This window comes from Pandoraea sp. SD6-2, assembly GCF_000389825.1.
Taxonomy (GTDB): Bacteria; Pseudomonadota; Gammaproteobacteria; order Burkholderiales; family Burkholderiaceae; genus Pandoraea; species Pandoraea communis.
The window spans coordinates 46,753-65,040 of the sequence record NZ_KB944443.1 but is presented as its reverse complement, the minus strand read 5'-3'; the positions used below and the strand labels follow the sequence as shown (position 1 = coordinate 65,040).

The window sequence follows — 18,288 nt, the reverse complement described above, 5'->3', positions numbered from 1 at the left end:
GTGACGGCGTTTCCCCAAAGGCAGGCCCCTGTGCGCGACGTCTGTGCACACCTAGGATCCCGACGATAATTGGGCACCTGCGCTCCCGTGACTGCTACTGAAGTTGGCTCCGTTTAGGGACGATATTGCATGAATGACCTTCACGACCCGCATCCTCAACCTGAGCCGCCGGCGATCGTCACGCGCCGGCTTTGCAGGCGATTCGGCGATCTCGTTGCGCTTGACGACCTGTCCCTTACGGTGGCCAAAGGTCAGATATTCGGTCTGCTCGGCCCGAATGGTGCAGGCAAAAGCACAACGATCAAGATCCTCACGACGCTGCTCCGTGCAAGCTCTGGAGGCGCCGAAGTCGCGGGCTTCGATGTGACGACGTCCCCCGTCGAGGTGCGTCGCCGGATCGGCTATGTGCCGCAGTTGCTGTCCGCCGACGGTGCGCTCACGGCCCGGGAGAACCTGACGCTGTCGGCTCGCTTGCACGGCATTTTCGGGCAGTTGCGTGTCGATCGGGTGCATGAGGCACTTGCGTTTGCCGGCTTGCTCAATTCGGCCGATCACCTCGTACGGACGTACTCCGGCGGCATGATTCGACGCCTTGAGATTGCGCAGGCCACACTGCATCACCCGGAAGTTCTGTTCCTCGATGAGCCGACGATCGGTCTGGACCCCGTCGCACGTAAAACCGTCTGGGAGCGCCTCGAGCAGCTCCGCGCCGACCACCAGGTCACCGTTCTGATGACAACGCACGACATGGAAGAAGCCGACGTCCTTTGCGACTGCCTGGCGATTCTCCACGAGGGGCGCATGGCGGCGGTTGGACGTCCCAGCGAACTCAAGGCTGCGCTCGGGCCCAACGCCGATCTGAACGACGTCTTCGCCCACTTCAGCGGTGTGGTCATCGAACACGGCGGGAGCTATCGAAACATCCGCGAAAGTCGCGGCACCATTCAACGACTGGGGTAACCAATGTTCAGCGCGCTATATGAAAGTCTTGCCGTGGCAGACGCTGAAGTGAGAAAACTGCGGCGTGATCCCACCGAACTGCTCTCGCGAGCGATTCAGCCTGTGTTGTGGCTAGTGGTATTCGGTCAGGTATTCAGTACCGTGCGCGGCATTCCAACGGGGCAGTTGCGGTATCTGGACTACATGGCGCCGGGAATTCTAGCGCAGAGCATCCTCTTTTCTTCGATTTTCTACGGCATCGCCGTCATCTGGGAGCGCGATCTCGGCATCGTGCACAAGCTACTTGTCACGCCCGCGCATCGCACCGCGTTGGTATTCGGCAAAGCGCTCGCCGCCACGCTGCGTGCACTGGTTCAGGCACTGGTCGTCTACCTCATTGCCGCCGCGTTGCACGTCGCGGTTCGGCTTGAGCCATTGGCGATCGTCATGGTGATTTGCAGCGTATGTATCGGGGCGTGCATTTTTTCCACGTTTTCCTTGGTGATCGCCTGTCTGGTGAAGACGCGCGAGCGCTTCATGGGAATCGGGCAAGTCCTCACGATGCCGCTGTTTTTTGCCTCGAACGCCATTTATCCACTGGATCTGATGCCCCCGTGGCTGAAGGTGCTTGCGGCGATGAATCCGCTGACCTACCTGGTCGACACACTGCGAAGCGGCATGATCGTCGGCGGCGTAAGCCACTACCCGCTGACCACCAGCTTCGGGGTCATGATCGCCGTGTTCGCCGTGTTGCTGATCGTCGGCGCGCGCCTGTATCCGAACCTCGCTACCTGACGGCGCATCGAGTCAGCCGACATGCAGGCATGCGAGCACCTCGTCATCGCTAACCTGGGCAAAGCTCCGATAAAACTCGCCCACCGCGCCAAATTCGGCGGGGCTGTTCAGGCACACCACTTCGTCGGCGTACGAGGCAAGCTCACGTACGGCGTCTTGGGGGGCGACGGGCACGGCGCACACCAGACGCGCCGGCTCACACTGTCGCACGGCCTGCAACGCCGCGATCATGGATGCCCCGGTGGCGACCCCGTCATCGACGACAATGACCACCCGGCCACGGGCGTCAATGCTTCTGCGCCCCGGCGTGAGACAAGCCCGTCTCCACCGTAGCGTTTCGAGCTGCGCTGCCCGCTCATGCTGGATATAGGCGCTCTCCACGTTTCCCATCCGGGCATATGGCGTCAGAAAGGTCCGTCCGCTTTCGTCCACGGCGCCAATGGCGAGCTCTGGATTTCCCGGCGCTCTCAGTTTTCGAACCAGAACAACGTCCAGATCACCGCCCAACACATCTGCAACGACGGCCGCGATGGGCACGCCGCCGCGCGGAACCCCAAGGATCAATGGGAACTTTCCGGCGTAATGACTCAGCGCCCTGGCTAGCTGACGCCCGGCGTCCGCCCGATCGAAGAATTGACGCATTGACCTTCTCCTCGGCTTGCTGTGTTTAACCGTTGGCGATCTCGATGCCCTTCCGACGCCCGAGAGGCGAAAGATGTTTCATCGAGTCCGGAAAGCGATCGGCGTCCCACGGCATGATGCAAACCGATGACGTTAGCAGACACAGTGCGGCACTTTCGGCATAGGCTCAGACGATCAACCCAGGCTGCACATGGCCCGCACGCTCGCGTGCTTGTTCGTTGCGAATCAGTGTCGCGAGCATATTCCAGTCTTCTGCCAGTGCCCCCAGGATGTCGTCGAGCGAAACAACGCCCACCAAGGTGCCGCCATCGAGCACTGCCAGACGCCGGACCCCATGTGAGAGCATGGATTGCATCGCGTCGCTCACGCTATCTTGAGTGCCAATCGAGATCAGGCCCGGCGTCATCACGTCGGCCACGGCCGTTTCGCAGGGATCATGGCCGGAGGCGGTCGCGTCTACAGCGATATCGCGATCCGTCAACATGCCGATTGCGCGCGCGCCGACCGGGGTGGCTTCGGTGACGATCAACGCGCCGACATGCTTGTCGCGCATCTGAACCGCCGCGTCCTGCAATGTGCATGAGCATGGAATATGTACCGGCTGACGCGAATAGATGTCTTCGATCTTCATTCCGTTTCTCCTGAATTGAGTGTTGGCCGGCGTCATCCGGAAATCACGGCATCGCCCGTCTGATCGACAGTTCAAGCTTGGCATTCATTCGCAAAGTTGTGTTGTCGCAAGTCAACGCCCCGTTACATGCGACATCCAGCGCGACGGGGCGATTCATGCGCGAATGCAGGTCGCCAACGGGCTGGAAAGAAGCCTGAGAGCGGGATTTGTACGGCCTCACTCTTGTCCGAGGCAGTGCGAGTTGACTTGGGTCATGGCGTAAGCCGCCTATGGGTCTATAAATGTGAGACATCGCGCGTGCGAGTCGTTGCGTCGGACCTGCGCTCAATATCTCAAGCTGATACGGGAGTTTCCATGTCTTCGTTGCGGCAACACTACAAGGAATTCATTATCGAGGCCCAGGCAAAGCTCGCAGGACTGGGCGGGTATACGGTGCCAAGCGGAGAGCGGCGATACATACCCGTCGCCGTCCTGCGTAGCATCAGCGTGAAGGGTAACGACGGCTTTCGCGAAACGCCGTCGCAGGACGCCGTTGTGATACAGATCACATTGAGCGATCGACTGGATTCAGACCCGCACCGCGCATTACGGTACGCCATCAGCTATGCGCGCCGCGTCATCGACGGGCTGACACTTCCCGAATTCAACGGTGGCTTCGCGGCCACGGGACTCGTTGCTTGTCCCCAAACCCTCCATTAACCGTCGGGCAGAACCGCCATGACGCAGCTCATCGTTCTCGTGAATGTTGTCGCATTCCTGCTCCAACTCGCTGTAGGAGATGCGTCCGTGAACGCGTTGGCGCTTTGGCCACTACCTCCTATTTCACCGGCTGCGGCAGCCGCCTCCCTTTCGCCCTACGCGCCCTCGCAATTCCACGTATGGCAATTGTTGACCTATAGCCTGCTTCACTCTGGATGGGTTCATCTCGCATTCAACATGTGGGGCCTCTATCTCTTCGGGCGGGACATCGAAAGCGAACTCGGCTCCGCACGCTTGTTGATGCTGTATGTCGGCAGCGTCGTTAGCGCGGGGCTCACGCAACTGATCGTCACGTCGTTCATATTTCCCTCGCCATACCCGACGGTGGGCGCATCAGGCGGGGTATTCGGATTGCTGCTCGGGTTTGCGGCGCTGTTCCCACGGCGAACGGTCGTTCTCCTCATCCCGCCAATCCCCATACCGGCCTGGCTGTTCGCCACGCTCTATGGTGTTGCCGAGCTGGCGATGGGCGTTTCCGGATCGCTTAACGGTGTGGCGCATTTCGCTCACCTGGGGGGAATGCTGGGGAGCGCCATGCTCATGCTGTATTGGCGGCGGCACAAGCCTGAGCGGCGAGCCGAGTGGTGAGACAGCCTACGGCCACGATGTTCTGGATGCTTGCCGGCGGCTGTGCGAGTCGGGTGGCGTGACCTAATCAGGTCTGAAGGCCTGACGCGCCGCCATTCAAGGCGAGATGACCGAGTGCCCGATCGTTTGGGCAAGCACCGGGATTTCGTCCTCGTTCAGCGACATGGCGTTGGCAAGCAACCGATGATTCAACCAGCCGCGCACGACACATGCCAGTCCGGCCGCCGCGCAATAGAGCGAGACGTTTTGCGAAATGGCGCCGATAGCCACGCCCGCGAACGAGTCGCGCTGTGACTGCGGGAGTTGGTCTGCGCGCGCATGATTCACGACATACACCAGATCGAGCGGCGCTTTGCCGACAAAGTCCTGATAGCCCGTGAGATTTCTTGCGTCGACAGCATGTTTGAGACGCAACTTGTGCGACACGGGCTCGTACCGGTACACCCCCTCGGGCAGCGCGGCGTAAACGTCGATTTCGTTCACGCCGTGCGCAGACGGTGCGGTGCGCCCCCCGGTGTCCGCGCGATTGATGCCGTCCGCAGCCCATAGAATGTCGCTGAGTTGCTGGCGCGACAGCGACGTCTGCGCGAATTCCCGCAGGCTTTGGCGCCGTGCGAGTGCAATCATCAACGGGGTACTCCCCTTGAGGTCCGGAGGCGGAAGATCGATGATGGCCGGCGATCCGATCGCGGCAGGCGCCGTTGGCGTGCCCGGTATGATGTCGTACGGGGGATGGAGAGCTTCGTTCATTGTCTGAATCCTCGCTGGAGCGCGCCGAATCCGGCGCAGGGCATTCACGGGTCAGGGCCGATGCCAGCGCACGCGCAGTTCTGCTTCTGCGTGCCCGTAATTGAAGTCGATCTTACCCCCATAGGCATGATGAATCGCGGTGCCGATGTCCCGCGCGATGTGCATGCCGGTCGTCGTGATGGCGGTGCCCGTCTCATCGGACGTGATGGCCATCACGCGCTCCATGGGGTGCTCCCGATGCAACCGCTGCGCCCGATTGCGCACCAGCCCCAGAATCTCCGCGCGATGCGCTGCCTCGAACTCCCCTTCCAAAGCGATGCGGGCGGCTGGTACACCATCGGCACTGCGGTGGCACGCGGAACATGTGAGCGAGGCCGCGTCGGGTGGTGCCACACGCCATTGCCAGTGCCCGCGCAGGAAAACCGCATGGCAGACGGGACACGTCGCCAATGCGGGCGCCGCATGAGGTTGCTTGTAGCTGTCCGGAACGTGCGCATCGGGAAGGTGGTCCCACCTCGCGGGCCGAACCATGGCTGACCGGGCTCTGACTTTCATGGTGTAACTCCTGGATATGCTGGTGCAGGCTTGCGTCGAATACACGGCATGTGAGCGAGGGGCACGCACGGCGACAATGCTGTTGCGCACCAGACTGACTCGCTACATGTTCAACAGTAGACGATGATGACCAACGCGATTTGGCGTAGATCAAATCGTGCCGCATTCGACATCGTGCCGCCCCTGAGCACGCCATCAGGAACTAACGGGGCAGCGTGGCCGGATCGTACTGATTCCGCGGATTCCACAGCATCCAGCCATCGGTCTGCGCTGACTCTGCGGCCTCGATTTGTGCTCGAATCTCAGTGGCGCCGAAGGCCCGGCGATCGAAAGCGTAGTCGCGAAACCCTTGTAACCAGGGCCGGAATCGCACACCGGGCAACCCGGACCGCCGGATGGCCTCTTCCAATGAGCGAGACACGATTTCCCCTGGATGTTCCGTCGGCCGTCCGCACCCTGGAAGTCCCCGGCTAAATCCCGACGGGTACAACATCGGGGAAATGTAGTCGACGAGGTCGCCGAGGGTTTCCAACTGCTGGCCAATGTCCGTGTCGTTCAGATTCCAGCAGACATAGCCAAAGATGTCGGCAGAGACGTAGACGTTGTATCGGACAAGCCGCTCGCGGGCAGCGGCAAGGAATCCGGTAATGGCGCCGATCCGGTGCTCGGCCGTATTTGCCTCGTGAAATTGCAGCCCCGGCGCGTCGGGGAATCGGAGATAGTCGAATTGAATCTCGTCGAAACCCATGCGCGCGGCTTCCTCTGCCACATCAAGATGGGTCGACCATGCAGCGGAAATCGTCGGATCGATCCACCTGAGGTGTTCCCGGTCGCGCCAGACACTGCCATCGCTGTCGCGCACCGCCCACTCGGGATGCGCCGCTGCCAAAGGGTCGTCCTTGAACACCACGATTCGGGCAATGAGATATAGGCCGCGATCATGAAGCGATTTAAGCAAGGCCGGGAGGTTTTCCACCCTGGGGGTGTGCGCGCTGACATGGGCTTGCGCGCCAATGCGCTCGCGTGCAGCGCTTCGATAGGGGGCTATGCCGCGATCGCCTTTGATGTCGATGACGAGTGCGTTGATTGCGGTGTGCCCGGAGAGGGCAACCGCAGTGTCGCGCAACGTGCGGCTGGCGATGCCGTAGGCGGAAAGGTAGACCGCTTTGGGGCGGCTGGGGGGCATGGCGACCGTTACCGGCTTGCCTCTGACGATCGACGCTTCCACCCTCGCATATCCCGGCGCTTTCACCGAGATTGCCGTGGCACCATCTCCCTCTGCTTCCGGCTGTGTAAACGATCCGTCGCGGGCGCTGACCCACACATGATCTGCACTGACGATGGTCGCGCCCGCGATCGGCTGTCCGGTCGATGAGTCAATGACGGTCGCGGTAATGTTGCCGGCTGAGGCCGAAGTCAACAGGGGAAACCACAGCAGCAATGGCCCCCAGAATATCAATCGTTTAATCATGATGGTTTTGTGCGTCGCGCAGCATGCCACGCAGGCACGCGGTGGCGCAGCGCTGCGTCATGAGATACCGAGGCAGCGCCATCGGATTCTCCCTTGGGGTGACTGGCCGCGCATCGAGCGAGAAGCCGTTGGTGTACCCCTCGTCGCGAGCGATATCCTCCAGTTGCCGATCGTAGATGCCGAACGGCCATGCCAACAAGCGGACGGGGTGTTTCAATTCCGACTCGAGCCGCTGACGGGACCGGTGCAATTGGTCGTGAGCGAAGCGAGAATATGCCTCTGGCGTCAGACGCTTTCGCTCTGTCTTGAAATTCGGGTGCCAGTAAGTGTGAGACTGAACGTCGAAGAACCCGGTCCCCGCCAGTGTGCGCAATTCGTCCCATTTCATCGCGTACGAAGCATTGGAAGTGGCAGACGGGTAGATAAACAGCGTGATGGGCACGGGGTGAGCCTTCAGCATCGGCCACAGCACCTCATACACCGATCGATGGCCGTCGTCCACCGTCAGGGCGAGCGCGCGTGGCGGCAGATTGTCCTGCACGCCAGCATGCCATGCGAGCACATCGGACAATGGCACGATCCGAAAGCCGTTCTCCTCGAAGAAACTGATCTGCGCGAGGAAAGTTTGCGGGCGCACCGTAGTGGAATCCGTCTCGCGCGCCGAAAAGCGATGATAGACGAGGATCAAGACGTCATGCGAAGACGATTGCGCGTACACGTCGGCCGGTTGCACCAACAGTATCAGCGTGATGACAAGCACGGTGAGTGCCCGCCGGCCCTTATCGCACCGGCGAAAACTCACTTTTCACTTCCCGTCAGGAACAACGGCTCGTGACGATACCGGTACGCCGCACGCCGCTGTGCGAACTGATCGAGGGGCGAATCTACAGCAGGCATCAACGTCCGCACGCGCTGCGCCTTCTCGTCGTGCGGCGCCATCAGTGTTGTCGATCGCGGCGCTGTGACGGAGGCCATCCTCTCCCTCCCCCTCACAAGCGCAATTCAGTATCTTCGGCCTGACGCCGGCGCCGGGCAATCATGGGCGCCACAATGGCGCCCGCCGTTGCCGCAGCAGCGGCGACGGATGCCGCTGCGAGAACACTCCGCCAAGGGTGGTCATGCACGTAGTGATCGGTGCTCTGCGCCAACTCCGAAACGCTTTTCGTACCGGCCTTTCGCAGTGTGTCCAGACGCGCGGTAAGTTGCTGAAGCCGAGTGTTCAGCGCGGGAGTGGCTTCGCCGACCTCGAGATTGGCTTCATCTGCGAGGTCTTTCAGTAGCGCCTTCACGTCCGCCAACAGCGCGTCCGCATCGTGGATCAGTGTCTGCCGGTGATTCATACGTTCCGTAGGGATGTCATTCATTTTTCGCTCCGGTCGACGCCAACAGTGGACTCAAGCTCGCGCCCTGTCTGGGCGCGGGCATCAAGTTCAATATAGACATACGACGTAGACGCGACATGACATGGAACAAATTGCGTTCACGTTCGCGCGTTGCCGTCAGGCCGCGTAGATTGCAGCACGCCAGAATGGCTTGTCATGGGAAGCGTTGCACACGCCCAGCGAGGAAGCCGATCAAGTGTGCGCTGAAAACTTGATCGTGCCGGCGCATTGTCACGGACTTTTGCCTTCTTCGAAGATCTGGTTGCGAAGTGCATAGTGCACAAGTTGCACATCACCGGATATCTGCATTTTCTCCATGATGCGCATCTTGTAGGTGCTAATCGTTTTGGGACTCACACACAGAGCATCGGCAATGACGGTGAGCGTTTCTCCGCGGACCAGGCGATGATAGACCTCCAGTTCGCGGCTGGAGAGGCGCCGGTGAGGCGCGTCGCCGCAATCGGTGCGAAAGCTCGACGCCAACTTTCCCGCAATCGAATGGCTGACATACGTGCCGCCGCGTGCCACATGCTCGAGTGCTGTTACGAGTTCTTCGGCCGCGCTCTCCTTGGTCAGATATCCTGCCGCCCCCGCTTGGAAAGCCCGAACGATGTATTGCTCCTCGGAGTGCATAGTCAATACCAATACGCGCAAACCCGGATGCGCGTCCCGCAGTATCCGGATCAATTCCAATCCGTTCCTGCCCGGCATCGACAAATCGAGTAGCAGCACGTTTGGGGAACAATCTCGAACTAACGAAGGAATTTGAGCGCCGTCCGCCGCCTCACCGACGACGTCAAACGTGCCGGCCCCTTCCAGGATGTGCTTGATGCCGTCGCGAACAACGGCGTGATCGTCAGCGATCATGACGCGTGTCATTTCTTGTCTCCAACTCGATCGCCAACTGCAACAGCAATTGCAATTGAGGCGGTGTGGTGAGGTTTTTGACTCGGTGGAGAAATGACGTGACCAATCCATATCGGGGGCGCCTTCAGTTCATCAGCTTGCCCATACCCCAGCTATAGATCGACAGTCGTTAAGCGCAAGCCACACACTAATGCTGTGCCAACAGGTTCGCCGAGCGCTACGGCGACGCCGTGCTCTCACTGTACGTTTTAAACGTATAACATGTCTGGCATTGATACGTAAATCAACCGAAAAGATGAGAGAGAACCCTCCAATCGGGGGATCTATTGTATGGCGGGCGCGATCCGATTTAAATAATATATCGGCCACTGCGCGCGCAGTCAGGCGATCTGAAGAGATTTCGGAGGAAGGTGATAATTGTCGAATGAAAGTCGACAATCGCTGGCGCGGAGCGGCATTGGAACGCGTGAGGGAGGGGAAAGCCCCCTCCCTCAAACACTGCTTCCCAACAAAAAGGACTTACTGAATGGTCAACTCCCGTTGACCGCTGTCAGTCCGCTTTGGGAGCACAAGTTCGAGAACGCCATCGCGATAATTCGCTTGGGCTTTGTCCTTGTCGACGGTTTGCGATAGCGTAAAGCTGCGATACATATCGCCTTCATAGCGCTCGCGGTGCACGAAGTTCCCGTTATCTTTCTTTTCCGTCGCCGTGCTCACATGAGCGCTGATGGAAACCTGATTGCCGTCGACGGCAACCTTGATGTTTTCCTTGCTGACACCAGGCATATCGGCGCGCACCGTAAATTGCTTGTCGTCTTCTTCGACGTCCAGCTTGATTTGCATGCGCTTGGAGCTTTCCAGCGCCAAGGGACGCCAAAACGCATTGCGAATGAGATTCTCAAAGGGCTCATCGAAACTCAATGGATCGAATCGGGTAATGTTTGCCATGACTGACTCCGAAGGTTGAATGCCTAAGTGCGGTCCAGGCTCAAGGAACAGCGCCTGACGAGAGGTCGTTTTCGTTCCGATCCGGTTCGCACGTTATCTAATCTATAAGCGGGCCGAATCGGCGGATTGACTGACATCAAGAGAGGACTTCGTTCCCGATCATCGGTATGCGGGCGAAAAGACATAACCTAGCCAGACCGCGCCCATCACGAGGACAAGCCCAGGGACCACGATCTTCGCGAAGCGGGGCCCGCCGGAGAGCAGCGCCACAACCCCCTTGGAGAAGGCGTTCGTCGAGGCACCCGCAAGTATTGGCAGCGCTGCGCCGGCAGCGCTTAACCGCCCCTGCTCCGCCAGCGAGGTGACGCTCGCCGCGACGGAGTGGGCGTCCGCGAGGCCACCCGCCATCGCCACGGCCAGCAAACCGGCATTGCCGAACCAACGGGAAAGCACTCCCGACGCGAGCATGACGAGCGACACGCTCGCCGTCAGCACCAACGCCGATCTCATGTCGATGCCGCCGCCCACGTGAACGGTTTGTGGTGTTGCCTGCCGGCTCGCCCGCCATAGCGCCCACAGTGCGTACGCTAGCGCCATGCTTGCGCCCGCGCCAAGAGGCAGCGCCAGATCGATCAGAACGCTCGGGAAGATGGTTCCGATCACGATGCCGAGCTGAATCATCGTGGCAATGGTGGAGAGCACGGCGCCCGCTGCGGCAGCGAGTAGCAGTTCGGGATTACGCTTGACGTGCGAACCCATCGCGCTGATCGTTGCGATGCTCGAGGCAAACCCCGAGACAAACCCCGTGACTGGAAGCCCGGCGCTGGGCCCGAGCGCTCGTTGTGCAAAATGTCCGATGACGGCTATCGACAGCATCACGACCGTGAATCGCCAGATCGTGTAAGGATTGAGCGAGTAAAAGGTGTCGATCGCCCGGTCGGGAAGTATCGGCAGAATCACAAGCGCTGCCACTGCAAGCACGAGCATGTCTTGCAGTTCCGCTTCCGTCACCATGCGGGTGACGAGGTGATGCAAGTGAAAACGCACCTGCATCACGCATGCAACCGCCACGGCGATCGCAATGCTCAATGCGGGGTTGCGCTGTGCCGTCGCGCCGAGGAGCAGCGTCAGGATCAACCCGATCTCCGTGGTAATCCCGGGATCGTCATGAGGGCGCATATACGCAGCCGTCAACAGTGCGCAAAGCGCGAGAACGACGGCGATCAGCAGCCAGACGCCCCCGGAAGACATGGCCACCGCCCCGAGAACCGAGGTCAGTGCAAACGTCCGGATGCCCGCAGCGGCGCGTTCGCGCGTGGTGCCTTTGCGCCGTTCCCGTTCAGCGCCAATCAGCAAGCCGGCAGCCAATGCGGTTGCATAAGGCAGGAGGTCGAGCACGGGTTCGGTCATGGTATGCCTGTCCATTACCAGTGGGGATAAAGGCTAGCATAGGCGACAGAGATCGGATGCCGAACCGAGGTGCGGCCGGATATTGACCGAACGCAAGGGGCTCGCGCCACGAGGGCTTATGCTGTCAATTGTTCGTGGCCAAGGGGCGCATCCGAGATGCGGCATCAATCATGGAACCTGTCTCACAATTGTTGTCGCCGCATGGTATTCGCGAGCCTTTCCGGCGAATCCTTGTGGCCGTCGATCCCGCCGGCGCGTCGCAGAATGCGGTTGCCTACACGACGCGCCTTTGCACGCACGAAACTCAGGTGCTGGTTTTGGGGTTTTTCGAGGATCCCGCAGCCTTCCTCGCGCCGCACTCGCGAACGCCGGCGGATATGCGCCAGGCGTTCAATGAACTGCAGGAAGACGAGCTTCTCGCCCTGGAGCGCGCGAAAGTGGCATTGCAACGCAGTGGCGCGTCGGTCCATCACCGCCTTCTTGGCCGCGCGCTGGGGAATCGGGACATATCTGCGGGTATCGGCAGGGTCTCCAATGAATGGAATGCCGACCTCGTCGTCGTGGGCGCGGAGCCGGCCGATGGGCTCATTGCCACGTTGACCACCCGGGTCTCTGGCGTTCTCGCAGAACACACACATCGCGCAATTCTCGTGATTCCCGAGCGCGCGATCGAATCGTCATTGCATCTGCCTTGCCGGATATTGTTCGCAGTGGACGGCAGCGACGCCTCATTGAATGCGGTGCGCACCGGTATGCGGTTCGCCCCCGCGCACGCGCAGTTGCTGGCCGTCTATGTGGAAGGCCGGGGCGTGGACTTGTCTGATCTGAAGGAGTCTTCGCGATCGCCATCGTCCGGCATGTCCAGAGGCGAGCGCGCACTGGATTCAGCCACGGCACTCATGTCGGCGCAAGCCCCGAACGCGACGATTGAGCGTCGGTTATCGCACACAGGCATGACCGAGGATGTGGCGGCAGCGATTGTTCGGGAGACGCGCGAATGGGAGGCCGATCTCGTTGTCATTGGCGCACAGGATCGCGAAGGGTTGTCCTCGTGGTTCAACGGACATGAGAACGAACGCGTCGCCCGGGTGATCGATCGCCCGTTGCTGGTCGTCAATGGGGCGGGCTGACCGGGTGTCGGGTGTTGCCAGGCCCGCTACGGGCAGGCCGACTTGACAACGAGCACCGGCAGATCCGCATGTTGAAGCACGCGATTGGCCTCACTCCCGAGCGTGAGGCGAGCGAGCCCCCGGCGGCCATGCGTTCCGGTAACCACGAGATCCGCCCCGACACGCTTCGCTTCGGAAAGCAACCGATCCGCGATATGCATGTGGCTGTCCACAAGCGGAAGCGCCAGGAAGCCGGCGGCAACTCCCTCACGGGCCAATAGGTTCAACGCCGCTTCCCGCACGGCCAGCGTCTCGGCACTCTGCACGTTCCGAACTTCGGCAACCGACGGCAGCGCCGCAGCCATCAACGGGAAGTAAAGCGCAGGGTCCACTTCGACATAGGCAACGCGCAGGCTCGCCCCCAGCGCCCGGGCGAGCTTTGCCGCATGAACCAGAGCCGTCTTCGATGGCTCGCTGCCATCAAAGGCCACCATAATGTTGTGATACATATTGCCTCCACGCGCTTCGCTACGAGGTAAGCCGGCCAATGAAGAAGCCGCTATTCTCTGTGGCGTTTTGACGGGATCGTGACGATGTCGATATGACCGAACCCACGGCTGTAATCCAGCACCTTGATGGCCCACGACTCCAGCCTTACAACCGTTGTTCTGCTCGATCCATGTTCCGGCACTCGTGTCCATGCGTCCGGAAAGCGTGCGTCGAGTAGCCGGATTGCGAGTGAGCGCTCGGCGGATTCGTCCGACAGAATTTCTGCAAACGCGTGGCCAGACAGCCCTTTGATTTCGGGCCATTTCGTGTAGGGTTTGTAGAGGCAGAAGGACACCTGCGCATTGCGCTCGATATTCGCTATCTTGCGGCTGTCGCGTCCGGTGGCGAAGTAGATGTCGAGTCCATGATGAACGAAACACACGACGTCCGACTGAGTATTCCCGTCTGCCATCAGCGTGGCGAGCGATAACTCTCTGCAACCGTCGAGAATGTCCAGCATGACGGCTTCCAGTATTGCGTTCATCAGGGGCCTCCTATGTGTCGCTCCGGCTCACAGCGATGGCGCCGCCAGCGCCCCGCTCGCTCACTCGACAGTCATCCGGTCCACGACCGCGCATACGCCATGCGTCGTCATGGCTGCGCCTCGGATTGCCTCTTTCTCGGCCAGAGAATGAACTTTGCCCGTCAGGAGCACTTCGCCGTTACCCAACAGGGAGATTTCGATGTGGTGGGCCTCGCGCAGCGCCTGTCGAGCCAGCGCCGCGGCAATATGGCCGACGACTTCCGAACGGCGGGGACTGTCCTGCACCTTGATGTCGTTGATGACGCCCCTCACGCCTCGCAACGTGCGAACGGCATTTTCAGCGAGTACGCGCTGCGTATAGGATTCGACGCTTCCCTCGATCGTGACCCAGCCGCTCTCCACCTTGACGTGCATGCTGTCCACCGGCAGCCCGGCGTGCCACTTCAGGACGGCGAGCGCCGCTTTCGCGATATCGGCGTCCGTGTGCCGGTCCTTCGACGTTGGCAAGACCTCCAACGACACAACGATCGCGCGTGCGCCGGCGACGCGTGCGGCGACGCGCTCCGCCTCGCACTTTTCAAGAAAACTCGCCACATTGCCTGATAGCGTGACGATGCCGTCCTGAACTTCCACGCCAATCTCATTGGCATGAATGCTGGTGTCGCGCGCGAGTTCGTCCATCACATCGCGCTGCAATTGGGAATCCGTCTTCATGGGGTTTCTCCGAGCCGTGGTGCCGATTCACGCGATATGACACGTCGGCGACGCCCGTACCGCGATATACGCCTTCACCTTAGCCCTGTGCGCGGTGTATTGCCGGGTTCTCCTGCCGTCGCTTGACCAGCGTCAATTCGCCCCGGCGAAGCGCCTGTCGCGCAATGCGGCATTCGTAGTCCCGACGACAGCGAACAACGCCCTTCAGAGAGCTGTCGCCGGTCATCGACTCTCCGGACATTGATTCGCATCAACGAGATGTCGTGAGTGCACCCGCTGTGACGTGATTACAGACGTATAACAAAAACACGCCCGTGCGGGAATCTGCGCTGTCAAGGGCGAACGGCTACGTGCCCTACGCAAGGAGGAACAAAATGAGCCTACGGAGAATTTGCGTCCATGTGGATGACACTGCGACGAGTGCCGCGCGGTTGCGCTTCAGCGGGCTGCTCGCTCGTCAGCACGATGCCAGCCTCGCCGGCATCTATCTGCCGCATCGGCCTGGCGCCGTGCATGCCGGACAACCCGAATCGTCCGGGACTCGCTATCAGACGGAGGGGCGCTCTCAGGCGGCCTTGCACGCGGCCGAACATCTTTTCAGGGAAGTCTGTGCCGAACACGATGTCACCGGAGACTGGCACGCGCCGTTCGGCGCCCCGACAACCATTCTGTCGAATTTCGCCAAAGCCACCGACCTTTGCGTTGTCGGCCAGCCCGATGCACCGGGCGGCGTTGCCGCGCTGGGTGTCGACGGCATCGGAGACATCATTGTGTCGGCGGGCGTTCCGCTACTGGGACTCCCCCACAATGTCACCTTGCCGCGTGAAATTCGACGCATCGTGGTCGCGTGGAACGGCTCGCGTGAGGCACGTCGCGCCATTGGCGATGCCTGGCAACTGCTGGGGCGTGCCCAGGACATTTTCGTCGTGGGCATCAACCGCGCGCCGGCCGGCGACGACCCTTCGCTCGCCGACGTCGTGCGGCTGATGGAGAGCCATGGGTTGCGCGCAAAGGCCGTATCGGTGAGACAAGATACCGAAGCAAGTGACGGCGTTCAGTTGCTCGCGGTGTCAGAGGAGCACGAGGCCGACTTGCTTGTCATGGGCGCCTATGGACACGGGCCGTCGCGTGAACGCGTCTTCGGCGGCGCAACCCGGACGGTGCTCAAGCACATGACCACCCCCGTACTGCTCTCTCACTGACCCGGTCCGATGGATTCGCACTGCAGCCGCTTCGGGGGCTGCAGTGTTCCCTTAGCGCGCAAACAGCATGACGACGGCTGCCGCGCACATGACGCCGGTGGCGATCCATCCCAGCGCAAGAATCGGCCAACTCGCAGTAAACCTTCCCATCACCGACTTGCGGGTTGCCAGAAGCAGCACCACGGCCATCAGCGGAACCGCCACCACCCCATTGATGACGGCACTCCAGAACAGGGCTTTCATCGGGTTGATGGGGGAATACTGAATGGCGGTGGCCGCCAGCATGCTGAGCGTAATGATTCCGTAAAAGCCAAGCGCGCTGCGGGGCGTGCGCTCGAGCCCCTCGTTCCAGTGCATTGCCTCCGAGAGCGCATACGCGCCGGAGCCCGCCAGCACGGGCACGCCAATCAACCCGACGCTCACGATGCCGACGCTGAAGAGCACATACGCCAGATCGCCCGCCAGCGGCCGCAACGTATCGGCCGCCTGGGCTGCCGTCTCGATACTGTGAATCCCTGCCGCATGGAGGGTGACGGCCGTCGAGAGCATGACAAAGTAAGCCGTGATGTCCGAATAGAACATGCCCGTCCAGGTGTCCCAGCCAATTCGTCTGAGTTCAACCCGTGCGGCGCTCTGGTCGTTGATCAACGGCACCGCGCCGGGGGTTCTTTCCATCTCCTCCACCTCTTCCGATGTCTGCCAGAAAAAGAGGTACGGGCTGATGGTCGTGCCAAACACGCCGACCACCACCGCAGCGCTGGAGGCGTCAATACTGAATTCGGGCCACACGGTGCGCAGCGCGACCAGACGCCACGGCACGTGCACCGTAATCAGAACGGCAGCGTACGCCAGCAGGGATACCGTCAGCCACTTCAGGAATACGACATACCGGTGGTACGGCACAAATACTTGCAGGAGTAATGTGCCGAGGGCAAACGCGATGGTCATCCAATGACGATCCGCGCCGCTGACCAGCTCGGCGACTTCCCCCATGGCCGCCAGATCGGCCGCAATGTTGAGTGTGTTTGCGACGAGCAGCAAAACGATCACGGCCCGCAGAACCATGGGGGGAAATGCCGTTCCGATGTTCGCGGCAAGTCCTTTGCCCGTCACTCGGCCGATACGCGCACAGACCAATTGCATGGCACCCATCAGCGGGAACGCGAGCGGCATCGTCCAGAGCATGTTGAAGCCGTACTGTGCGCCCGCTTGAGCGTACGTCACGACGCCGCTCGGATCGTCGTCGGCAACGCCTGTAATGAGCCCTGGTCCCACCCGCGCAAGCGGGTGTTCGCGCAGCCGCTTGCGCAGTGCCTGGAGTACGGTCAATGAGCGTTCGTCGCGCAGCTCAACCCCCATTCCGGCCTCGCAACTCAAATTGGATTTCGTGTGCGTCTGCACACCGATGCATCTCAAGGCAATATCGAAGTATCACGTTGTCACCGACTCGACAGGGCGCCGTGGCGTATGGGGCTGCTCCGGACCATGGCCCACGCGCAGCAGCAATTGAGGAAAGTCACCGGTGCCTGTCATGGAGCCCACTGCGCAGCGCAATGACTCGACTTCGATGGGTTGATTGAGAAAAGACGCATGCAACCCGTTGGCAGTGAGGGTCAGCAGCACGCGCTGCATTGCCTGGCCCACCAACAGCCAACTCTCGGCGTCGTCGGTCGCCGTGGCAAGGCATATCAATAAAGGCGAGCCTTCGACGAGCCGGCGATGACTGGCCGCCACGCCCCCGCCGATGTCGAACGTGCGAACGACGGAACTGATGATCGGCGAAGCAAAGTCGAGCAATCCTCCGGCACTCGCCGAGTAGCTGGCCATGCCGTCGTCGCGACGCGTCGCACTGACCCACGACGCAAGCTCCCGGCGAAAGCGAGGGTCACCCAATTGCCCCCGATCCGCCTGGTCAATGAGGTCTGCCACGCGCGAACGCTCCGCCTCGTCGGCGATGGCGGCGAACTGAGCCCCCTCCCCCTCGGCCGCCTCGCGCAGCAACGCAATGGCGGACTGGGGAACCGGCGCCGCGTCGAATATGCGGCGGTTCGTCACGCGCTTTGCCATGGATGGGAAAAGCGTCGCGATGTCCGCGTCGACGAATCCCTCGTCCGAAATCTGCAGACTCGCGAGCACGTCAGGCTCGGCAACAGTGGGCATGACGCGGATCAAATACGGGCAGCCAAAGTGACTTAGGGCCACGCGCAGATTAAATAACGCCGCGCCGCAGCTAATCGTCAATTCGCGATCATAAGTGTCGCTCACCGGTAGCGCCCGCGATCGGTCGGCACACAGCAGGAGCATGTCGTCGCTTATGACGAAGCGCCACGGCTGCGTGTTGTGCGTCGACGGCGCGAGTATCGCGTACTGCAGGCAGAATCTGAGTTTTTCTATGGCAGTCGCTGTCCTGGCGAACGCGTGTTCGTCGACTGCCCAAGCCTGAAGCCGGGTTTCATTGGATCGGGACACGATGACCTCCTTCGGCCAACGGAT

At 61.0% G+C, this 18,288-nt stretch carries 22 protein-coding genes; 6 read left to right on the top strand and 16 right to left on the bottom strand.

All coding sequences use genetic code 11. From position 1 onward, the window contains the following. Positions 1 to 129 precede the first annotated feature (129 nt). Entirely contained in the window at positions 130 to 960 is an 831-nt protein-coding gene (locus tag C266_RS12820; protein ID WP_010804231.1) for an ATP-binding cassette domain-containing protein, read from the top strand. Positions 961 to 993: 33 nt separating this feature from the next. Next, positions 994 to 1,734 (top strand): ABC transporter permease, encoded by a 741-nt coding sequence (locus C266_RS12815; protein WP_246189941.1) that lies wholly within the window; start codon positions 994 to 996, stop codon positions 1,732 to 1,734. Positions 1,735 to 1,746: 12 nt separating this feature from the next. On the opposite strand, the gene C266_RS12810 is transcribed toward C266_RS12815, so the two are convergent. Both C266_RS12810 and C266_RS12805 read right to left on the bottom strand, forming a co-directional pair. Continuing rightward, positions 1,747 to 2,376 carry a phosphoribosyltransferase gene (locus C266_RS12810; RefSeq protein WP_010804229.1) on the bottom strand — a complete coding sequence of 210 codons (630 nt, stop codon included), beginning with the start codon at positions 2,374 to 2,376 and terminating at the stop codon, positions 1,747 to 1,749. 166 nt (positions 2,377 to 2,542) lie between these two features. After that, positions 2,543 to 3,007, bottom strand: coding sequence for a cyclic nucleotide-binding/CBS domain-containing protein (locus C266_RS12805; protein ID WP_010804228.1), 465 nt, complete (start codon positions 3,005 to 3,007; stop codon positions 2,543 to 2,545). A gap of 354 nt (positions 3,008 to 3,361) precedes the next feature. On the opposite strand from C266_RS12805, the gene C266_RS12800 reads away from it, so the two are divergent. Together C266_RS12800 and C266_RS12795 are read left to right on the top strand one after the other, a co-directional pair. Then, positions 3,362 to 3,706, top strand: coding sequence for a hypothetical protein (locus tag C266_RS12800; RefSeq protein WP_010804227.1), 345 nt, complete (start codon positions 3,362 to 3,364; stop codon positions 3,704 to 3,706). Positions 3,707 to 3,724: 18 nt separating this feature from the next. Continuing rightward, the gene (locus C266_RS12795) at positions 3,725 to 4,354 is read left to right on the top strand and encodes a rhomboid family intramembrane serine protease (protein ID WP_010804226.1); all 630 of its coding nucleotides are present in this window, start codon (positions 3,725 to 3,727) and stop codon (positions 4,352 to 4,354) included. Between the two features lie 96 nt (positions 4,355 to 4,450). On the opposite strand, the gene C266_RS12790 is transcribed toward C266_RS12795, so the two are convergent. The 9 genes from C266_RS12790 to C266_RS12755 all read right to left on the bottom strand — a co-directional run bounded on the left by C266_RS12790 (position 4,451) and on the right by C266_RS12755 (position 11,737). Then, entirely contained in the window at positions 4,451 to 5,104 is a 654-nt protein-coding gene (locus tag C266_RS12790) for a nitroreductase family protein (RefSeq protein WP_010804225.1), read from the bottom strand. A gap of 51 nt (positions 5,105 to 5,155) precedes the next feature. Further along, positions 5,156 to 5,659, bottom strand: a complete 504-nt coding sequence (locus C266_RS12785; RefSeq protein ID WP_036662840.1) for a BCAM0308 family protein — start codon at positions 5,657 to 5,659, stop codon at positions 5,156 to 5,158. A gap of 202 nt (positions 5,660 to 5,861) precedes the next feature. Continuing rightward, positions 5,862 to 7,130 carry a putative glycoside hydrolase gene (locus C266_RS12780; RefSeq protein WP_010804223.1) on the bottom strand — a complete coding sequence of 423 codons (1,269 nt, stop codon included), beginning with the start codon at positions 7,128 to 7,130 and terminating at the stop codon, positions 5,862 to 5,864. Then, positions 7,123 to 7,932: a polysaccharide deacetylase family protein gene (locus C266_RS12775; protein ID WP_010804222.1), complete on the bottom strand. Its 810-nt coding sequence runs from the start codon at positions 7,930 to 7,932 to the stop codon at positions 7,123 to 7,125. The genes C266_RS12780 and C266_RS12775 overlap by 8 nt, the downstream gene beginning before the upstream one ends. Then, positions 7,929 to 8,105 (bottom strand): hypothetical protein, encoded by a 177-nt coding sequence (locus tag C266_RS27755; protein WP_168162914.1) that lies wholly within the window; start codon positions 8,103 to 8,105, stop codon positions 7,929 to 7,931. Before C266_RS27755 ends, C266_RS12775 begins: the two co-directional genes overlap by 4 nt. A gap of 14 nt (positions 8,106 to 8,119) precedes the next feature. Continuing rightward, the gene (locus C266_RS12770) at positions 8,120 to 8,494 is read right to left on the bottom strand and encodes a YqjD family protein (RefSeq protein ID WP_036662838.1); all 375 of its coding nucleotides are present in this window, start codon (positions 8,492 to 8,494) and stop codon (positions 8,120 to 8,122) included. A 249-nt stretch (positions 8,495 to 8,743) separates the two neighbouring features. After that, the gene (locus tag C266_RS12765) at positions 8,744 to 9,391 is read right to left on the bottom strand and encodes a response regulator transcription factor (RefSeq protein WP_010804220.1); all 648 of its coding nucleotides are present in this window, start codon (positions 9,389 to 9,391) and stop codon (positions 8,744 to 8,746) included. Positions 9,392 to 9,898: 507 nt separating this feature from the next. Next, entirely contained in the window at positions 9,899 to 10,327 is a 429-nt protein-coding gene (locus C266_RS12760) for an Hsp20/alpha crystallin family protein (RefSeq protein WP_010804219.1), read from the bottom strand. A gap of 159 nt (positions 10,328 to 10,486) precedes the next feature. After that, positions 10,487 to 11,737 carry an MgtC/SapB family protein gene (locus C266_RS12755; RefSeq protein WP_010804218.1) on the bottom strand — a complete coding sequence of 417 codons (1,251 nt, stop codon included), beginning with the start codon at positions 11,735 to 11,737 and terminating at the stop codon, positions 10,487 to 10,489. A gap of 134 nt (positions 11,738 to 11,871) precedes the next feature. Here C266_RS12755 and C266_RS12750 point away from each other — a divergent pair, with 134 nt between their 5' ends. Beyond that, positions 11,872 to 12,867, top strand: coding sequence for a universal stress protein (locus tag C266_RS12750; protein WP_246831184.1), 996 nt, complete (start codon positions 11,872 to 11,874; stop codon positions 12,865 to 12,867). Between the two features lie 26 nt (positions 12,868 to 12,893). Here C266_RS12750 and C266_RS27750 read toward each other — a convergent pair whose 3' ends face one another. From C266_RS27750 to C266_RS12735, 3 genes are all read right to left on the bottom strand, one after another. Next, positions 12,894 to 13,355 carry a universal stress protein gene (locus C266_RS27750; protein ID WP_010804216.1) on the bottom strand — a complete coding sequence of 154 codons (462 nt, stop codon included), beginning with the start codon at positions 13,353 to 13,355 and terminating at the stop codon, positions 12,894 to 12,896. Positions 13,356 to 13,405: 50 nt separating this feature from the next. Further along, on the bottom strand, positions 13,406 to 13,855 hold the full coding sequence (locus tag C266_RS12740; RefSeq protein ID WP_168162913.1) for a pyridoxamine 5'-phosphate oxidase family protein: 450 nt from the start codon (positions 13,853 to 13,855) through the stop codon (positions 13,406 to 13,408). A gap of 84 nt (positions 13,856 to 13,939) precedes the next feature. Further along, complete coding sequence (locus tag C266_RS12735; protein ID WP_010804214.1) at positions 13,940 to 14,593, bottom strand: BON domain-containing protein; 654 nt, start codon at positions 14,591 to 14,593, stop codon at positions 13,940 to 13,942. 401 nt (positions 14,594 to 14,994) lie between these two features. Between C266_RS12735 and C266_RS12730 the strand changes: the two genes are divergently transcribed. Then, the gene (locus C266_RS12730; RefSeq protein WP_010804213.1) at positions 14,995 to 15,795 is read left to right on the top strand and encodes a universal stress protein; all 801 of its coding nucleotides are present in this window, start codon (positions 14,995 to 14,997) and stop codon (positions 15,793 to 15,795) included. A 51-nt stretch (positions 15,796 to 15,846) separates the two neighbouring features. On the opposite strand, the gene C266_RS12725 is transcribed toward C266_RS12730, so the two are convergent. Both C266_RS12725 and C266_RS12720 read right to left on the bottom strand, forming a co-directional pair. Continuing rightward, positions 15,847 to 17,154 carry an NRAMP family divalent metal transporter gene (locus C266_RS12725; RefSeq protein WP_010804212.1) on the bottom strand — a complete coding sequence of 436 codons (1,308 nt, stop codon included), beginning with the start codon at positions 17,152 to 17,154 and terminating at the stop codon, positions 15,847 to 15,849. A 72-nt stretch (positions 17,155 to 17,226) separates the two neighbouring features. Then, positions 17,227 to 18,264: a nitroreductase family protein gene (locus C266_RS12720; RefSeq protein ID WP_036662833.1), complete on the bottom strand. Its 1,038-nt coding sequence runs from the start codon at positions 18,262 to 18,264 to the stop codon at positions 17,227 to 17,229. Positions 18,265 to 18,288: the final 24 nt, after the last annotated feature.

Coding starts and splice junctions, on each gene's coding strand:
- C266_RS12820 (WP_010804231.1), top strand. CDS start 130: ATGAATGACCTTCACGACCCGCATCCTCAACCTGAGCCGCCGGCGATC.
- C266_RS12810 (WP_010804229.1), bottom strand. CDS start 2,376: ATGCGTCAATTCTTCGATCGGGCGGACGCCGGGCGTCAGCTAGCCAGG.
- C266_RS12805 (WP_010804228.1), bottom strand. CDS start 3,007: ATGAAGATCGAAGACATCTATTCGCGTCAGCCGGTACATATTCCATGC.
- C266_RS12800 (WP_010804227.1), top strand. CDS start 3,362: ATGTCTTCGTTGCGGCAACACTACAAGGAATTCATTATCGAGGCCCAG.
- C266_RS12795 (WP_010804226.1), top strand. CDS start 3,725: ATGACGCAGCTCATCGTTCTCGTGAATGTTGTCGCATTCCTGCTCCAA.
- C266_RS12790 (WP_010804225.1), bottom strand. CDS start 5,104: ATGAACGAAGCTCTCCATCCCCCGTACGACATCATACCGGGCACGCCA.
- C266_RS12785 (WP_036662840.1), bottom strand. CDS start 5,659: ATGAAAGTCAGAGCCCGGTCAGCCATGGTTCGGCCCGCGAGGTGGGAC.
- C266_RS12780 (WP_010804223.1), bottom strand. CDS start 7,130: ATGATTAAACGATTGATATTCTGGGGGCCATTGCTGCTGTGGTTTCCC.
- C266_RS27755 (WP_168162914.1), bottom strand. CDS start 8,105: ATGGCCTCCGTCACAGCGCCGCGATCGACAACACTGATGGCGCCGCAC.
- C266_RS12770 (WP_036662838.1), bottom strand. CDS start 8,494: ATGAATGACATCCCTACGGAACGTATGAATCACCGGCAGACACTGATC.
- C266_RS12765 (WP_010804220.1), bottom strand. CDS start 9,391: ATGACACGCGTCATGATCGCTGACGATCACGCCGTTGTTCGCGACGGC.
- C266_RS12760 (WP_010804219.1), bottom strand. CDS start 10,327: ATGGCAAACATTACCCGATTCGATCCATTGAGTTTCGATGAGCCCTTT.
- C266_RS12755 (WP_010804218.1), bottom strand. CDS start 11,737: ATGACCGAACCCGTGCTCGACCTCCTGCCTTATGCAACCGCATTGGCT.
- C266_RS27750 (WP_010804216.1), bottom strand. CDS start 13,355: ATGTATCACAACATTATGGTGGCCTTTGATGGCAGCGAGCCATCGAAG.
- C266_RS12740 (WP_168162913.1), bottom strand. CDS start 13,855: ATGCTGGACATTCTCGACGGTTGCAGAGAGTTATCGCTCGCCACGCTG.
- C266_RS12735 (WP_010804214.1), bottom strand. CDS start 14,593: ATGAAGACGGATTCCCAATTGCAGCGCGATGTGATGGACGAACTCGCG.
- C266_RS12725 (WP_010804212.1), bottom strand. CDS start 17,154: ATGGGGGTTGAGCTGCGCGACGAACGCTCATTGACCGTACTCCAGGCA.